The 12830-nt window shown below is 73.1% G+C and carries 13 protein-coding genes; all 13 read right to left on the bottom strand.

The window, feature by feature from the left end:
- Window positions 1-1018 (bottom strand): NAD(P)/FAD-dependent oxidoreductase (locus tag ACILR4_RS24215; protein ID WP_395703487.1); only part of this gene is annotated, 1018 nt, incomplete at its 3' end.
- Window positions 1019-1095: 77 nt separating this feature from the next.
- Window positions 1096-2148 carry a Rieske 2Fe-2S domain-containing protein gene (locus tag ACILR4_RS24220; protein ID WP_395703458.1) on the bottom strand — a complete coding sequence of 351 codons (1053 nt, stop codon included), beginning with the start codon at window positions 2146-2148 and terminating at the stop codon, window positions 1096-1098.
- Window positions 2149-2171: 23 nt separating this feature from the next.
- Window positions 2172-2534, bottom strand: a complete 363-nt coding sequence (locus ACILR4_RS24225) for a recombinase-like helix-turn-helix domain-containing protein (RefSeq protein ID WP_395703459.1) — start codon at window positions 2532-2534, stop codon at window positions 2172-2174.
- Between the two features lie 18 nt (window positions 2535-2552).
- Window positions 2553-2894, bottom strand: coding sequence for a non-heme iron oxygenase ferredoxin subunit (locus tag ACILR4_RS24230; protein WP_395703460.1), 342 nt, complete (start codon window positions 2892-2894; stop codon window positions 2553-2555).
- Window positions 2895-2928: 34 nt separating this feature from the next.
- A complete protein-coding gene (locus ACILR4_RS24235) occupies window positions 2929-4167 on the bottom strand; it encodes an NAD(P)/FAD-dependent oxidoreductase (RefSeq protein WP_395703461.1) in 1239 nt (412 codons plus the stop codon).
- Window positions 4168-4199: 32 nt separating this feature from the next.
- Entirely contained in the window at window positions 4200-5156 is a 957-nt protein-coding gene (locus tag ACILR4_RS24240; RefSeq protein ID WP_395703488.1) for a VOC family protein, read from the bottom strand.
- 32 nt (window positions 5157-5188) lie between these two features.
- On the bottom strand, window positions 5189-6169 hold the full coding sequence (locus ACILR4_RS24245) for a Bug family tripartite tricarboxylate transporter substrate binding protein (RefSeq protein WP_395703462.1): 981 nt from the start codon (window positions 6167-6169) through the stop codon (window positions 5189-5191).
- 106 nt (window positions 6170-6275) lie between these two features.
- The gene (locus ACILR4_RS24250) at window positions 6276-7790 is read right to left on the bottom strand and encodes an aldehyde dehydrogenase (RefSeq protein WP_395703463.1); all 1515 of its coding nucleotides are present in this window, start codon (window positions 7788-7790) and stop codon (window positions 6276-6278) included.
- Window positions 7787-8587, bottom strand: coding sequence for an aspartate dehydrogenase (locus ACILR4_RS24255; RefSeq protein ID WP_395703464.1), 801 nt, complete (start codon window positions 8585-8587; stop codon window positions 7787-7789). The genes ACILR4_RS24250 and ACILR4_RS24255 overlap by 4 nt, the downstream gene beginning before the upstream one ends.
- 30 nt (window positions 8588-8617) lie before the next feature.
- On the bottom strand, window positions 8618-10270 hold the full coding sequence (locus tag ACILR4_RS24260) for a thiamine pyrophosphate-binding protein (protein WP_395703465.1): 1653 nt from the start codon (window positions 10268-10270) through the stop codon (window positions 8618-8620).
- Between the two features lie 14 nt (window positions 10271-10284).
- Complete coding sequence (locus ACILR4_RS24265; protein WP_395703466.1) at window positions 10285-11082, bottom strand: SDR family oxidoreductase; 798 nt, start codon at window positions 11080-11082, stop codon at window positions 10285-10287.
- Between the two features lie 31 nt (window positions 11083-11113).
- Window positions 11114-11983, bottom strand: a complete 870-nt coding sequence (locus ACILR4_RS24270; protein ID WP_395703467.1) for an IclR family transcriptional regulator — start codon at window positions 11981-11983, stop codon at window positions 11114-11116.
- Complete coding sequence (locus ACILR4_RS24275) at window positions 11980-12828, bottom strand: alpha/beta fold hydrolase (RefSeq protein ID WP_395703468.1); 849 nt, start codon at window positions 12826-12828, stop codon at window positions 11980-11982. Before ACILR4_RS24275 ends, ACILR4_RS24270 begins: the two co-directional genes overlap by 4 nt.
- Window positions 12829-12830 lie beyond the last annotated feature (2 nt).

The raw sequence follows: 12830 nt of genomic DNA on the forward strand, positions 1-12830 counted from the left end.
CGGGCACGCCGTGGCGCGCCGGGCCGTCGATGCGGAAGTCCGCCGCCGGCTCGCCCGGGCCGCTGATCTTCGGCCGCAGGCCGGCGTAGCCGGGTTGCAGCGCGCCGTCGGGCAGCGCGGGCCAGTAGCGGCGCACCTCGCCGTAGAAGCTGTCGGCATCGCGCGGGTCGACGCGGTAGTCGACCGTGTCCACCCACTGGAAGTTGGGGCCGAAGCGGGCCTGGCCGCCCAGGTCCAGCGTCAGGTGCACGCCCAGGTGGCTGGACTGGCCCGGCGCCGGGTAGATGAGCCGCGAGAATGGCGCCTTGCCGGCCAGCGTGAAGTAGCTGCCCTTGGCCAGGTGCGCGCGTGGCACATGCTGCGGGTCCAGCCCGGCCAGCCGGCGCGCCAGCGCCGGCGCCTGCAGCCCGGCGGCATTGACCACCTGGCGCGCGCGCAGCGTCATGGCCGTGTCACCACCCACGTCGAGCTCGACGCCCTGCGCCGTGCAGCGGCCCTGCAGCAGCGGCGAGCACAGCGCCAGCATCGCGCCATGGCGCTCGGCATCGCCCAGCAGCGCGAGCATCAGGCCGTGGCTGTCGATGATGCCGGTGGAAGGCGACAGCAGCGCGCCGACGCAGCGCAGCGCCGGCTCCAGCGCCCGGGCCTCGGCCGCGCCCAGGCGCTGCAGGTCGTGCACGCCGTTGGCGGCGGCCTGGGCCTGCAGCCTGTCCAGCAGCGGCAGCTCGTCCGGCGCGGTCGCGACGATCAGCTTGCCGCAGCGCCGGTGCGCCACGCCGTGGCTGGCGCAGAAGTCGTACAGCAGCGCCTTGCCGCGCACGCACAGTTGCGCGCGCAACGATCCCGGCGGGTAGTACAGCCCGGCGTGGATGACTTCGCTGTTGCGCGCGCTGGTCACGGTGCCGAAGGCGTTCTCGGCCTCCAGCACCAGCACCTCGCGCCCGGCCAACGCCAGCGCGCGGGCCACCGCCAGGCCGATCACGCCGGCGCCGACGACCACGCTGTCCACCACCTCGATGCTGCTGCTCATGGCGGTGATGCTAGCCGGGCCGGCGCGCCCGGCGCGTCGGGCGCGTCGGGCGGCCTCAGCCGGCCTCAGCCGGCCGTGGCGGCCGCCGCGGCGATGCGCGCCTGCGCCTGCTCGGCCGCGCGCTTTTCCAGCATGCGGCGCACGCGGGCCAGGCCGACGTCGTGCTCGTACAGGAACTCGCGGTTGCGGGCATCCTCGGGCAGCGACTCCAGCACGAACTGGTCCTGCTCCAGCACCGCCCAGTGCAGGCCTTCGAGCCGGTTGCGGTACAGGAAGCGCCAGACGTTGCGCTGCCAGCCCTGCACCTTGCGCGTGCGCCAGAAGTAGACCTGCGTGTGGTGTTCGTCCACCGGCGTCGCGAAGCCGACGATGCCGAACGAGCCGCCGGGTCCGTAGCGCTTCTGGTACGGGATCGACAGCCGCAGCCACAGGCAGCCGGTGTCGCCGAGCTCGACCCAGTCGAAGTTCACGCCCTGCTGGCCGGTCTTCTCGAAGATCAGGCCGGTGGGTGTCTTGCGCACCCGCATCTCGGCGCTCTTGTCGCCCTCGGCCATCGAGTGCGAGCTGGCGTGCAGGTAGGCCCCGTGCATCGGGTCCATCACGTTGTCGATCGCGTAGCGGTAGTTGGTCTTCCAGTTCGACATGCACAGGAAGTGCGAATGCTCGTCCGAGCACAGCTCCTCGGGCAGCGCCAGCTCGGCCGGCGGCGTGCCGGGCTGGTTGGCGAACCACAGGAAGATCGCGCCGGCGCGTTCCTGCACCGGGTAGCTCTTCACGCAGCTGCGGCCTTCCAGCGGGCAGTTGGCCGAGGCCGGCACGCGGGCCACGGTGCCGCTGCCGGCCACCTCGATGCCGTGGTACCAGCAGGCCACGCGGTCGCCCAGGTTCCAGCCCAGCGACAGCCGCGCGCCGCGGTGCGGGCAGCGGTCTTCCAGCGCATGCACCTGGCCCTGGCCGTCGCGCCACAGCACGATCTTCTCGCCCAGGCGGGTGATGCCCACCGGCGCGCTGCCGACCTGCCAGCCCGGGGCCACCGGGTACCAGAGGTTGCGCAGGCCGGTGTTCAGGATGCGTTCGGCCTCGGCGCGGGCCAGGGCATCGGCGTCGTTCGTTCCCATGGGGGGTCTCCTCGTGTCGCGGGTCAGGCGCCCAGGCGGGCCATCTCGGCCTCGAAGGCGGGGGCGGTCCAGGGGCTGCCGTCGGGCCGGCGGAAGCCGTTGGCGTTGAGGCCGGCCACCACCTCGTCGAGCGTCAGCGCGCCGGCGCCGAACACGGCTTCCAGCGCGTCGCCGAGCGCGTTCTCGTAGGCGGTGGGCGCGGCGGCGCGGGTCTGCCAGACGATGTTCTTGGCCTGGCCGGGCTCCTCGATCTGGCCCTTGCCGGCCACGTTGTTCGGCGCCGGGGCCTTCCAGGGCTGCAGGCCGGGGTTGTGGTCCAGCGCCAGCGCGTTCTCGCTGCTGCTGAGGAACTGCACCTTGGCCAGCAGGTAGGGGTTGAAATCCATGGTCGCTCCTTTGAAAAGTTAGGCGGCGTTGACGCAGACTTCGATGCGCGTGCCCACCAGCCGCACCGGGAAGGTCTTCACGTCGCGGCAGGGCTCGCCGCGCAGGTGCCTGCCGGTGGTCACGTCGAACACCGCGTTGTGCAGCGGGCATTCCACCTCGCAGCCGTCGGTGAAGCCCTGCGTCAGGTGGGCCATCGCATGCGGGCAGATGTCTTCGATGGCGTGCAGTTCGCCGTCCACGTCGTATACGCCCAGTGCGGTGCCGTCCACGCTGGCGGCCAGCGGGCTGTCGGGCTCGACCTGGTCGCGGGTGCCGACCGCGGTCCACGCGGTGCTGTCGGAATCGGGGGAGGTGCTCATCGGTCGTCTCCAGAATGGGAGTCGGGGTTGGAGGTCAAGCGGCGGCCGGCATCAGCGGCAGCTTGTTCAGGTCGGTGCCGGCATCGGCCAGCGCTTCGAGATCGGGGAAGCGGTCCTGCTGCATCCACTTGCGTGCGATCTTCAGCTCGCGGCCGGCGTTCACCGCGGCCACCGCGGCGACGCGCGGGCCGTCGCAGAAGAAGAACACGCGCTGGCCGCGCGCCGGCACCTGGCGCTCGATCACCCCGTGCGTGGGCAGTGGCTGGCCCAGCAGCTGCAGGTTGTGCTCGTACTGGTCGGACCAGAACCACGGCGGGCCGTCGGCTGCCGGATCGTGCGCCAGGCCCAGCGCGGCCTTGGCCGCGGCCACCGCCTGGCGCTGCGCGTTCTCCCACGATTCGATGCGCAGGCGCTGGCCATCGGGCCGCAGCGCGTTGGCCACATCGCCGACCGCGTAGATCGCCGGATCCTCGGTGCGGCCGCTGGCATCGGTGAGCACGCCGTTGGCGGTGGCCAGGCCCGCCTCGCGCGCCAGCGCATCGTTGGCCACCAGGCCGATGCCGACCACCAGGCAATCGCCGCTCAGCCGCTCGCCACCGGCCAGCAGCACGGTGACGCCGCGGTCGGACGCATCGACGGCCTCGACCGCACAGCCCAGGCGCAGCGTCACGCCCTGCGCGGCATGCAGCGCCTGCAGGTGCTCGGAGATGCAGGCCGGCACGGTGCGGATGCACAGCCGCGGCGCGGCTTCGAGCACCGTTACCGCCTTGCCCTGCTGGCGCGCCGAGGCAGCGACCTCCAGCCCGATCCAGCCGCCGCCCAGCACCAGCACCTGCTGGGCCGCGCCGATCTGCTGCTTGATCGCCTGCGCATCCTCGTAGGTGCGCAGGCTCAGCACCCGCGGGTGCGGCGGCAGCCCGGGCAGCATGCGGGCGTGGCCGCCGTTGGCCAGGAACAGCGTGTCGTAGCGCACGCGCTCGCCGGTGGCGCTGATCACCTCGCGCGCCGTGCGGTCGATCGCGGTCACGCGCTGGCCGGGGCGCCAGTCGACCTGCAGCGCGGCGAAGGCCTCGGGCGCGATCAGCGCCAGCTGGGCCGCCGGCACCTCGCCCTTGAGCACCGCCTTCGACAGCGGCGGCCGGTCGTAGGGCGCGTGCGCTTCCTCGCCGAACCAGACGATGCGGCCGGCAAAGCCTTCGGCGCGCAAGGTCAGCGCCAGCCAGCGGCCGGCCTGGCCGGCGCCGACGATCACGAAGCTTCGGGTGTCGTCCATCGGATGCTCCTAACGTGCCAGGCGGGCGGCCTTCAGGCCTTGCGGTCGGTGAGGAAGGCGCCGTCGTTGCCGCGGCCCTTCTGGCGCCGCGTGCGGCCGTCCAGCCCGCCCTCGATCGCCCATTCGGCGAACACCGTCGGGCCGGGCTCGAAGTCGCGCGGCTGCCAGGCCTCGGTCAGCTCGTCCTCGTCGGCGTAGTACTCGATCAGGCCGCCGGCCGGGTTGCGGAAGTACCAGAAGTAGGCCGAGGAGATCGGGTGCCGGCCGGGGCCGAGCTGGGTTTCCCAGCCGCAGCGGCTGACCTGCAGGCCGCCGCCGAACACCTCGTGGATGTCGCGCACCGTGAAGGCCACGTGGTTCAGGCCGCGCTTGGCATCGGGCGTGCGCAGCAGGAACAGGTCGTGGTGGCCGCCGCGCGGCGCGCAGCGCATGAAGGCGCCGCGCTGCGGGTAGCGGTCGCTGGTGACGAAGCCGAGCGCGGCGTAGAAGCCTTCGACCGCGGCCAGGTCGGCGACGAAGAACACCACGTGGCCGACCTCGATCGGCTGCGCGCGTTCGTACACCGTGCCGGGCTGGTCGACGCGCTCGCGCCGGTCCCAGGTGTTGCTGCGCGTGCCCTGCACCTCGACCGGCCGCTTCACGCTGACCTGGAAGCGCACCGCCAGGCCGTTGGGGTCGGTGCAGCCGATGCGGGTGCCGTCGTCGACGAAGCCGGGCAGCGTGGCGATGCGCTGGCGCAGCGTGGCCAGCGTGCCGGCATCGGCCACGCCCCAGACCACTTCGCGCAGCGTGGGCCCGTCTTCGAAGGCCGCCGGCAGCGCCACGCGCCGCGGGTCGGCGACGATCACGCGGCAGCCGTTCTGGCATTCGAACACCAGGCGCTCGTCGCCGCTCTCGATGCGCCGCAGGCCCCAGTCGTCGAAGAAGCGGCCGCACGCGGCCAGGTCCTCGGCGCCGTAGCTGATTTCGTCGATGCCCAGGATCATGATCGGAGGCTCCGTGTACCTTGAACGCTATCGGGTCAGTCGGCCTGGATGCCGAAGTCCTTCACCAGCTTGCCGAAGCGCGCATCGTCGGCGGCGATCTGGCGTGCCAGCACCGCCGGCTCGCCGCCGACCGGCTCGATGCCCAGCGCGTTCATCTTGGCCACCACGTCAGGCATCTTCAGGATCTCGTTCATCAGCGCGTTCAGCTTCGCGGTGAGCTCCGGCGGCAGGCCCTTGGGGCCGAGCAGGCCCATCCAGGCGCTGACCTCCACGTCCTTGTAGCCCAGCTCGATCAGCGTGGGCACGTCCTTCATCAGCTTCGAGCGCTGCCGCTCGGCCACCGCCAGCGGCACCAGCTTGCCGGCCTGGATGTGCGCGCTGGCCGCGGCCGGGGTGACCCAGCCGATGTTGATGTGGCCGCCCAGCGCGTCGTTGATCACCGGCGCCACGCCGCGGTAGGGCACGTGCACGATCTGCGTGCCGGCGGCCTTGTTCAGCATCTCGCCGACGATGTGCATCGGCGAGCCCGAGCCCGGCGTGCCGTAGGTCATGCCCTTGCCGGCCTTGGCTTCGGCCAGCAGCGTCTTCAGGTCTTTCGCGGTGCCGGGCGCGGCCACCGCCAGCAGCGGCACGTTGCCGGTCTTGATGATCGGCGTGAAGTCGCGGCTGACGTCGTGCGCGGTGTGGCCGTTGGGCTTGAGCGTGTGCTGCGCGATCGCGAAGGTGCTGGGCACGAACAGCAGCGTGTAGCCGTCCGGCGCGGCCTTGGCCACCGCCGACGCGGCGATGGTGCCGCTGGCGCCGGCCCGGTTGTCCACCAGCACCTGCTGGCCGAGCCGGGCGGTCAGCTTCTCGGCGTAGATGCGCGCCATCGCATCCGAATCCCCGCCGGGCGGGTAGCCGTTGACGATCATGATCGGCTTGGTCGGCCAGGCTTGCGCCAGGGCGCTGCCGCTGGCGGCCAGCAGGGTGGCGGCCGCGGCGGCGATCAGCAGCGGGCGACGGGTGATGTTCATCGGTGCGGGTCCTTGGAGGTGCGGTGCGGTGCCCGGTGGCGGTCGGCGACGAACTGCGTGCGGCGGCTGTGGCGGGCGGTCGAGTGGGTTCCGGGGGCGCCTGTCGTCAGGCGGCCCAGGGCAGGGGGTGGTCGTTCAGTCCCCAGTACAGGCTCTTCTGGTGCATGTACTGGCGCAGCCCGAGGCGGCCTTTCTCGCGGCCGAGGCCGCTGTCGCGCCAGCCGCCGAAGGGCGTGGCGATCGAGAACTGCTTGTAGGTGTTGATCCACACGGTGCCGGCCTGCACCGCGCGGCCCAGCGCCCAGGCGCGGCGGTAGTCGCGGGTCCAGATGCCGGCGGCCAGCGCATAGAGGCTGTCGTTGGCCTGCGCGACCAGGTCGTCCTCGTCGTCGAAGGGCAGCGCCACCAGCACCGGGCCGAACACTTCCTCGCGGCACAGCGCCTGCTCGTTGCGCAGGCCTTCGATGATGGTCGGCGTGTAGTAGAAGCCGCGCTCGCGGCCGTCGCCCTCGGGCCGGTGGCCGCCGCACAGCAGGCGGCCGCCGTCGGCCAGGCCGCGCGCGACGAAGCCTTCCACCGTCTCGCGGTGCGCGGCCGAGACCAGCGGGCCCATCTGCGTGCGCTCGGAGGCCGGGTCGCCGATGCGCAGTGCCTGCGCGCCGGCCACCAGCCGGTCCATGAACTCGGCATAGCGCCGGCGCTGCACGAACAGGCGCGAGCCGGCGATGCAGGATTCGCCCGAGCTCGAGAAGATGCCGTACAGCACGCCGGCCACCGCATGGTCGAGGTCGGCATCGTCGAGCACCATCGTCGGCGACTTGCCGCCCAGCTCCAGCGAGACCGGCATCATCTTGTCGGCCGCGTGGTGCGCGATCTGCCGGCCGGCGTTGGTGCCGCCGGTGAACGACACCTTCTGCACCAGCGGGTGGCGCACCAGGCGGTCGCCGACCACCGAGCCCTTGCCCGGCAGCACGCTGACCAGGCCGCGCGGCACACCGGCCTGTTCGCACACGCGGGCCAGCTCCAGTGCCAGCAGCGGCGTGATCTCGGCCGGCTTCAGCACCACCGCATTGCCGGCGGCCAGCGCCGGCGCGAGCTTCTGCGCTTCGCTGGCGATCGGCGAGTTCCACGGCGTGATCGCGGCGATCACGCCCATCGGCTCGTGCACGCTCATCGTCAGCGCGGCGCCGCGCTGCGGCGTCAGCTCCTCGTCCATCGTCTCGCAGGCGGCGGCGAAGAACTGGAAGGTGCCGGCCGCGCTGTCCACCAGCGCGCGGGTCTCGGTGATCGGCTTGCCGTTGTCGCGCCGCTGCAGCTGGGCCAGCGCCTCGCGCCGTTCGCGCAGGCCGGCGGCCACACGGTGCAGCACTGCGGCGCGCTCGTGCGGCCGGGCCTGGGCCCAGCCGCTGCGGCGAAGGGCTTCGTCGGCGCGTTCGATGGCCTCGTCGGCATCGTCGGCACTGGCCGCATGCAGCGTGGCGTTCACGCTCTGGTCGGCCGGGTACAGGCTGTCGTAGGCGTGGCCGCGGCCGCGGCGCCATTCGCCGGCGACGCAGATCGGCAGGTCGCGCAGCGGCAGTTCGGAAGCCAGGGGATCGGAGGCAAGCGGTGCGGTGCTCATAGCGAGAGGGCGCCAGTGGCGTTGTGCAGCGCGCGCACCAGGCTGTACACGGTGAGCGCGGAGGTCTTGGGGTTCGCGGCCAGGGCTTCGTTCTCGAGCGTCAGGTCGAGCCGGCCGAAGGCGCCGCGGGCTTCGATGCGGTGCTGGTTGCGCGTGATGCCGGGATCGGCGATCAGCACGGTGTGCGTCGCGTCCAGCCCCAGGCCGGCCAGCGAGACGGTGGCGGCCACGTTGGCGTTCTTCGGGTACAGGCGCGCGGCCTCGCGCGCGCTGCCTTCGAACAACACCTGCGGCGCGCGCAGCGCGGCCAGGTCCCACTGCGCCTCGGCCGGCGTGCCGCGCCAGGCGGCGGCCGGCTTGCGGCCGGTGTAGCGCACCTCGTCGAGGCCGCCCAGGCGCGCCGCAGCCAGCGCGTCGATGCCGCCGATAGCGCCTGAAATGAGCGTCACCCGCGTGCCGCCAGCCTCGGCCGCGGCGGCCAGCTGCGTCAGCGCATCGCCTTCGTGCAGCGCGCCGACCGAGGCGACGACCGCCGGGATGCCCAGGTGCAGCGCCGGCAGCACATGCTCGGCGATCGCGCCGTGGCCGGCGCATTCGGCCAGCAGGTCGGGTTGCGGATCGTCGAGGCGGGTGCTCACGCGGGCCTCGGGCGCCAGCGCGGCGCAAGCGGCGCGGGCGGCGGCCAGCGCGTCCGCCGGCACCACCACCTGCGCAACGCGCAGGGCCGGGTCGCCGCGCAGCAGTGCCATCGCCGCCTGGGCGATGGCGCCGCAGCCGATCAGGGCAAGGTTCTTCATGGGGCCTGGGTCCTTAGGGGCGCAGGGCGCTCAGGCCGCGACCTTCACCGGCGGGCCGGCGAAGGCGGTCTTGAAGCCGCCGATCGCGGTCATGTCGATCTCCAGCAGCGCGGGGCCGGGACGGCCGCCGAGCTCGGCCAGCTGGCCGCGCGCGTCGGCGATGTTCTTCACCACGCGGTGCTCGAACTTCAGCGACTGCGCCAGCAGCGCGAAGTCCGGCGTGTGCAGGTCGGCGTAGACCTTGCGGCCGCCGTACTGCGCGTCCTGGATGTTCTTGATCACGCCGTAGGCGCGGTCGTTCATCAGCACCAGCTTGAAGTCGGCGCCTTCCTGCACCGCGCAGGCCAACTCGCCGAGGTTCAGCACGAAGCCGCCGTCGCCGGCCAGGCAGTAGGTCTTGCGGCCGGTGCCGTAGGCCTGCGCGCCGATGGCCGCGCCGATGGCCATCGCCAGCCCCAGGCCGATGCCGCCGCCCAGCGCATGCACGCCGGCACGCGGGTCGTGCAGGCGCAGCTCGCGGTTGCCCCAGGTGCTGTTCGAGACGGTGACGTCGCGCACCCAGTTGAACTGCGTGCCGGCCTCGGCCTGGATCGCGTCCACCAGCGCGGCGTAGGGGCCGAGCCCGTCGCGCAGCGTGGCCACTGCCGCGTCGTGCGCGCGGCGCAGGTCGGCCGCGAAGGCGGGGTCGATGCGCATGCGGCCTTCGAGCGCATCGGCCAGCGCGTCCAGGCTCAGCGCGGCATCGCCGCAGACGAAATGCCGGCTGGTGTAGCAGCGGCCGTTCGCGGTGGCATCGGCGTCGATGCGGTACAGCGGCTGCGGCAGCTTCAGCTGGTACTTCAGCGTCTCGTTGCTGCGCAGCCGCGAGCCGACCACCAGCATCGCGTCGCAGCTCTGGTAGAAGGCCTCGACCGGCGCATGCAGGTTGTACGCGCCGAGCGACATCGGGTGCGTCTCGGGCACGATGCCGCGGCCCTGCACGGTGGTGACGACGCCGAAGCCCATCGCCACCAGGCGCTGCACCGCGGCCTGCGCGCCGCGCGCGCCGCCGCCCAGCCACAGCAGCGGGCGCCTGGCCTGCGCCAGCGCGTCGGCCAGTGCCTGTAGCGCGCGTTCGTCGGGCTGCACCGGCTGCACGCGCAGCGGTTCCAGGTCCTCGGGCAGCTCGATCAGCGCGGCCTGGATGTCGATCGGCACCTCCACGCTCACCGGACCGCCGGGCGCGCTGAGCGCGTGGTGCACCGCCTGCTTGAAGGTGGCAATCGCGGTGTCGGCGCTGCGCACGCGCCAGGCGTTCTTCGATACCGCTTCCAGCATCGTCAGCTGGTCCGGCGCCTCGTGGATGTAGGCCAGGTCGCGGTCGAGGTAGGGCGTCTCGATCTGGCCGGTGATGTGCAGCAGCGGGGTGCCGGCGGTCAGCGCCTCGACCATGCCGCCGCAGGCATTGCCGGCCGCGGTGCCGGTGCTGGTGATGCACACGCCCAGCGTGCCGGTGCTGCGGGCGCAGGCATCGGCCATGCTGGCCGCGCCGGCCTCGCCGCGCGCCGAGACGAAGCGGATCGCGCCGCGCTGCGCGATCGCATCGAGGATCGGCATGTTGTGGATCGAGATGACGCCGAAGGCGGCCTTGACGCCGCAGCGCTCGAGGAACGCGGCGATCGCGTGTCCGACGGTGACTTGCATGGGATTCCTAACGGTCAAATGTGGCGGGCGAGGCCGCCCGACACGTCGATGTGGCTGCCGGTGGTGTACGAGGACGCCGGCGTGCCGAGGTGGAAGATGGCCTGGGCCGCTTCCTCGGGCCTGCCGAGGCGGCCGAGCGCGATGCCCTTCTTCGCGGCGAGCGCCGCGGTCCAGGCGTCCCAGGTCTGCGACTTGTCGTCGCGGCTGTCGAAGCGGCGGCGCCACTGGCCCGACTCGACCAGCCCGATCAGGATGGAATTGACGCGGATGCCCTTGGGCGCGAGCTCGGTGGCCAGCGAACGGATCAGGTTCTGCGCGCCGGCGCGCGCCGCCGAGGTGGCCACCATGTGCGGCTCGGGCTGCAGCGCCAGCAGCGAGTTGACGCAGACGATGGCCGCGCGCGGGCTGCGCTCGAGCTGCGGCAGGAAGGCGCGCGTCGGGTGCAGCAGCGAGAAGAACTTCAGGTGCAGTTCCTGCGCCCAGGCCTCGTCGCTGGTGTCGGCGAAGGTCGAGACGCGGCCCTGGCCGGCGTTGTTGACCAGCACGTCGGCATTGCCGAAGGCGGCCTGCACGGCCTGCGCGAAGGCCTTCACCTGCGCCGGGTCCAGCACGTCGCAGGGCTGGGCCAGCAGGCGGGCGCTGCGGTGCAGCTCGCGCAGCAGGCCTTCGGCCTCGCGCAGCCGGGCCTCGTCGCGGCCGCAGATGGCGACCTTGGCGCCGGCGCGCAGGAACAGCTCGGCCGTTGCCAGGCCGATGCCCGAGCTGCCGCCGGTGACGACGGCGGTGGTGGTGGCAAGGTCGATGCTGAGCATGGCGGCGAGCGTGTGGCGGTGGTGGGGGGGATCAGCGCTTGCGCTGGGGGGCGGCGGCGGGCGCGGCCTCGTCGGCCGGCTCGGGCTGGAAGTTCAGCAGCGTGGACAGGTGCGTGGCGGCGGCGCGCACCTGGCCCACCAGCGGGGCCTGGCGCTCGGCCGGGATCTGGCCGCCGGGAATCGTGAGCCCCAGCGCCGCCACCACATGGCCGTTGTCGCCGAACACCGGCGCGGCCACGGTGGAGATGTGCGGCTCGAAGAAGGCCTCGGCCATCACGTAGCCGCGCTGGCGCGTCTGCTGCACCACTTCGAACAGCGCGTCAGCATTGGCCGGCGTGTTGGCGCTGGCGCCGTCCAGCCGCGGCTCGGGGTACAGCGCGCGCAGCTCGGACAGCGACAGGTCGCCCAGCAGCACATGGCCCAGCACGGTGGCGTGGGCGGGCAGCCGCGTGCCCACCGTCACGGTGGTGGCGAACGGCGATTGCGGCGCGGCGCGCTGCAGGTAGACGATGTCGCGGCCATCGCGCACCACCAGGCTGGCGGCGAAGCCGCTGTCGTCGCGCAGGCGCTCCAGCAGCGGCCGGCCCAGCGCGACGATGTCCAGCGAGGCCATGTACTCGAAGCCCAGCCGCAGCACCGCCAGGCCGAGCCGGTGCGCGCGGCCGTCGGCGGTGCGCTCGACGAAGCCCATCTGCTCCAGCGTGACCAGCAGGCGGAACACGGTGGAGCGCGGCACGCCGAGGCGGCGCGCCAGCTCCGGCGCCGTCAGCGTGGGCTCGCGGCGGCTGAACTCGCACAGGATGCGCAGGCCGCGCTCGAGGCCGGGCACGGTGTAGCGGTCGTCGCCGCCGCGCTCGCCGCCGGGTTCGGCGCTGCCGGGAAGGGTGTCGATGCTGCTCATGAGGTTTCCCTGTCGGTGGTGACCTGCAGGCGGGCCAGGCAGGCGCGCAGCAGGGCGTTGAACTGCCGCGCATCTTCCACGTAACTCGCATGCCCCACGCCGTGCAGCAGCGTGAAGGGCGCGTTCACCGCATCGGCCAGCGCGCGGCAGGCCGCGGGCGGGGTGATGCGGTCGTGCTCACCGCTGCACACCGCGGTCGGCACCTGCGCCTGGCGCAGGTACGGCAGCAGCGCGTCGTGCGCCAGCAGGTGAGCCGCCTGCCCATAGCCGCGCGGCGTGACGCGCGCCATGTTGCGGCGCACCGCCTCCAGCGCCGCCGGGGCCGCCCCGGGCGCGCAGAGATTCGCGCTGCGCGCCGCGGCCAGGCCTTCGGCACCCAGGTTCTCCATCAGTTCGACGCGCTCCTGCCAGCGGGCTGCCTGAACCGCCGCCGGCTCGCTGCCGTAGCCGCGCGCCGGATGGGCCAGCAGCAGCGCGCGCAGCGTCGGCGCCGGCGTGGCGCCGGCCGCGGCCGGGCGTGCGGCCCAGGCCGCCGCGACCAGCGCGCCCAGCGAATGGCCCAGCAGCACCAGCTCGCGCACTTGCAGGTGGCGCAGCAGCGTGTCCAGCGCAGCGGCGTAGTCGGCGGCCAGCGGGCGGTCGATGGCCAGCGGTGCCGATTCGCCATAGCCCGGCGCGTCCCAGGCGATCACGCGGTGGCTGTCGGCCAGGCCGTCGAACTGCCCTTCGAACGACGCCGCGCCCGAGCCGATGCCATGCAGCAGCACCAGCGCCGGGCCGCTGCCGGCCTCGCGCCAGGTCAGCACGCCGCCGGGCGTCGACAGGGAGCGCAGTGCGGGGATCATTG

It is taken from the genome of Aquabacterium sp., assembly GCF_044226965.1.
Taxonomy (GTDB): Bacteria; Pseudomonadota; Gammaproteobacteria; order Burkholderiales; family Burkholderiaceae_C; genus Pseudaquabacterium.

What these genes read in the sequence shown, in the direction of transcription:
- ACILR4_RS24220 (WP_395703458.1), bottom strand. Translation starts at nt 2,148, where the DNA reads ATGGGAACGAACGACGCCGATGCCCTGGCCCGCGCCGAGGCCGAACGC.
- ACILR4_RS24225 (WP_395703459.1), bottom strand. Translation starts at nt 2,534, where the DNA reads ATGGATTTCAACCCCTACCTGCTGGCCAAGGTGCAGTTCCTCAGCAGC.
- ACILR4_RS24230 (WP_395703460.1), bottom strand. Translation starts at nt 2,894, where the DNA reads ATGAGCACCTCCCCCGATTCCGACAGCACCGCGTGGACCGCGGTCGGC.
- ACILR4_RS24235 (WP_395703461.1), bottom strand. Translation starts at nt 4,167, where the DNA reads ATGGACGACACCCGAAGCTTCGTGATCGTCGGCGCCGGCCAGGCCGGC.
- ACILR4_RS24245 (WP_395703462.1), bottom strand. Translation starts at nt 6,169, where the DNA reads ATGAACATCACCCGTCGCCCGCTGCTGATCGCCGCCGCGGCCGCCACC.
- ACILR4_RS24250 (WP_395703463.1), bottom strand. Translation starts at nt 7,790, where the DNA reads ATGAGCACCGCACCGCTTGCCTCCGATCCCCTGGCTTCCGAACTGCCG.
- ACILR4_RS24255 (WP_395703464.1), bottom strand. Translation starts at nt 8,587, where the DNA reads ATGAAGAACCTTGCCCTGATCGGCTGCGGCGCCATCGCCCAGGCGGCG.
- ACILR4_RS24260 (WP_395703465.1), bottom strand. Translation starts at nt 10,270, where the DNA reads ATGCAAGTCACCGTCGGACACGCGATCGCCGCGTTCCTCGAGCGCTGC.
- ACILR4_RS24265 (WP_395703466.1), bottom strand. Translation starts at nt 11,082, where the DNA reads ATGCTCAGCATCGACCTTGCCACCACCACCGCCGTCGTCACCGGCGGC.
- ACILR4_RS24270 (WP_395703467.1), bottom strand. Translation starts at nt 11,983, where the DNA reads ATGAGCAGCATCGACACCCTTCCCGGCAGCGCCGAACCCGGCGGCGAG.
- ACILR4_RS24275 (WP_395703468.1), bottom strand. Translation starts at nt 12,828, where the DNA reads ATGATCCCCGCACTGCGCTCCCTGTCGACGCCCGGCGGCGTGCTGACC.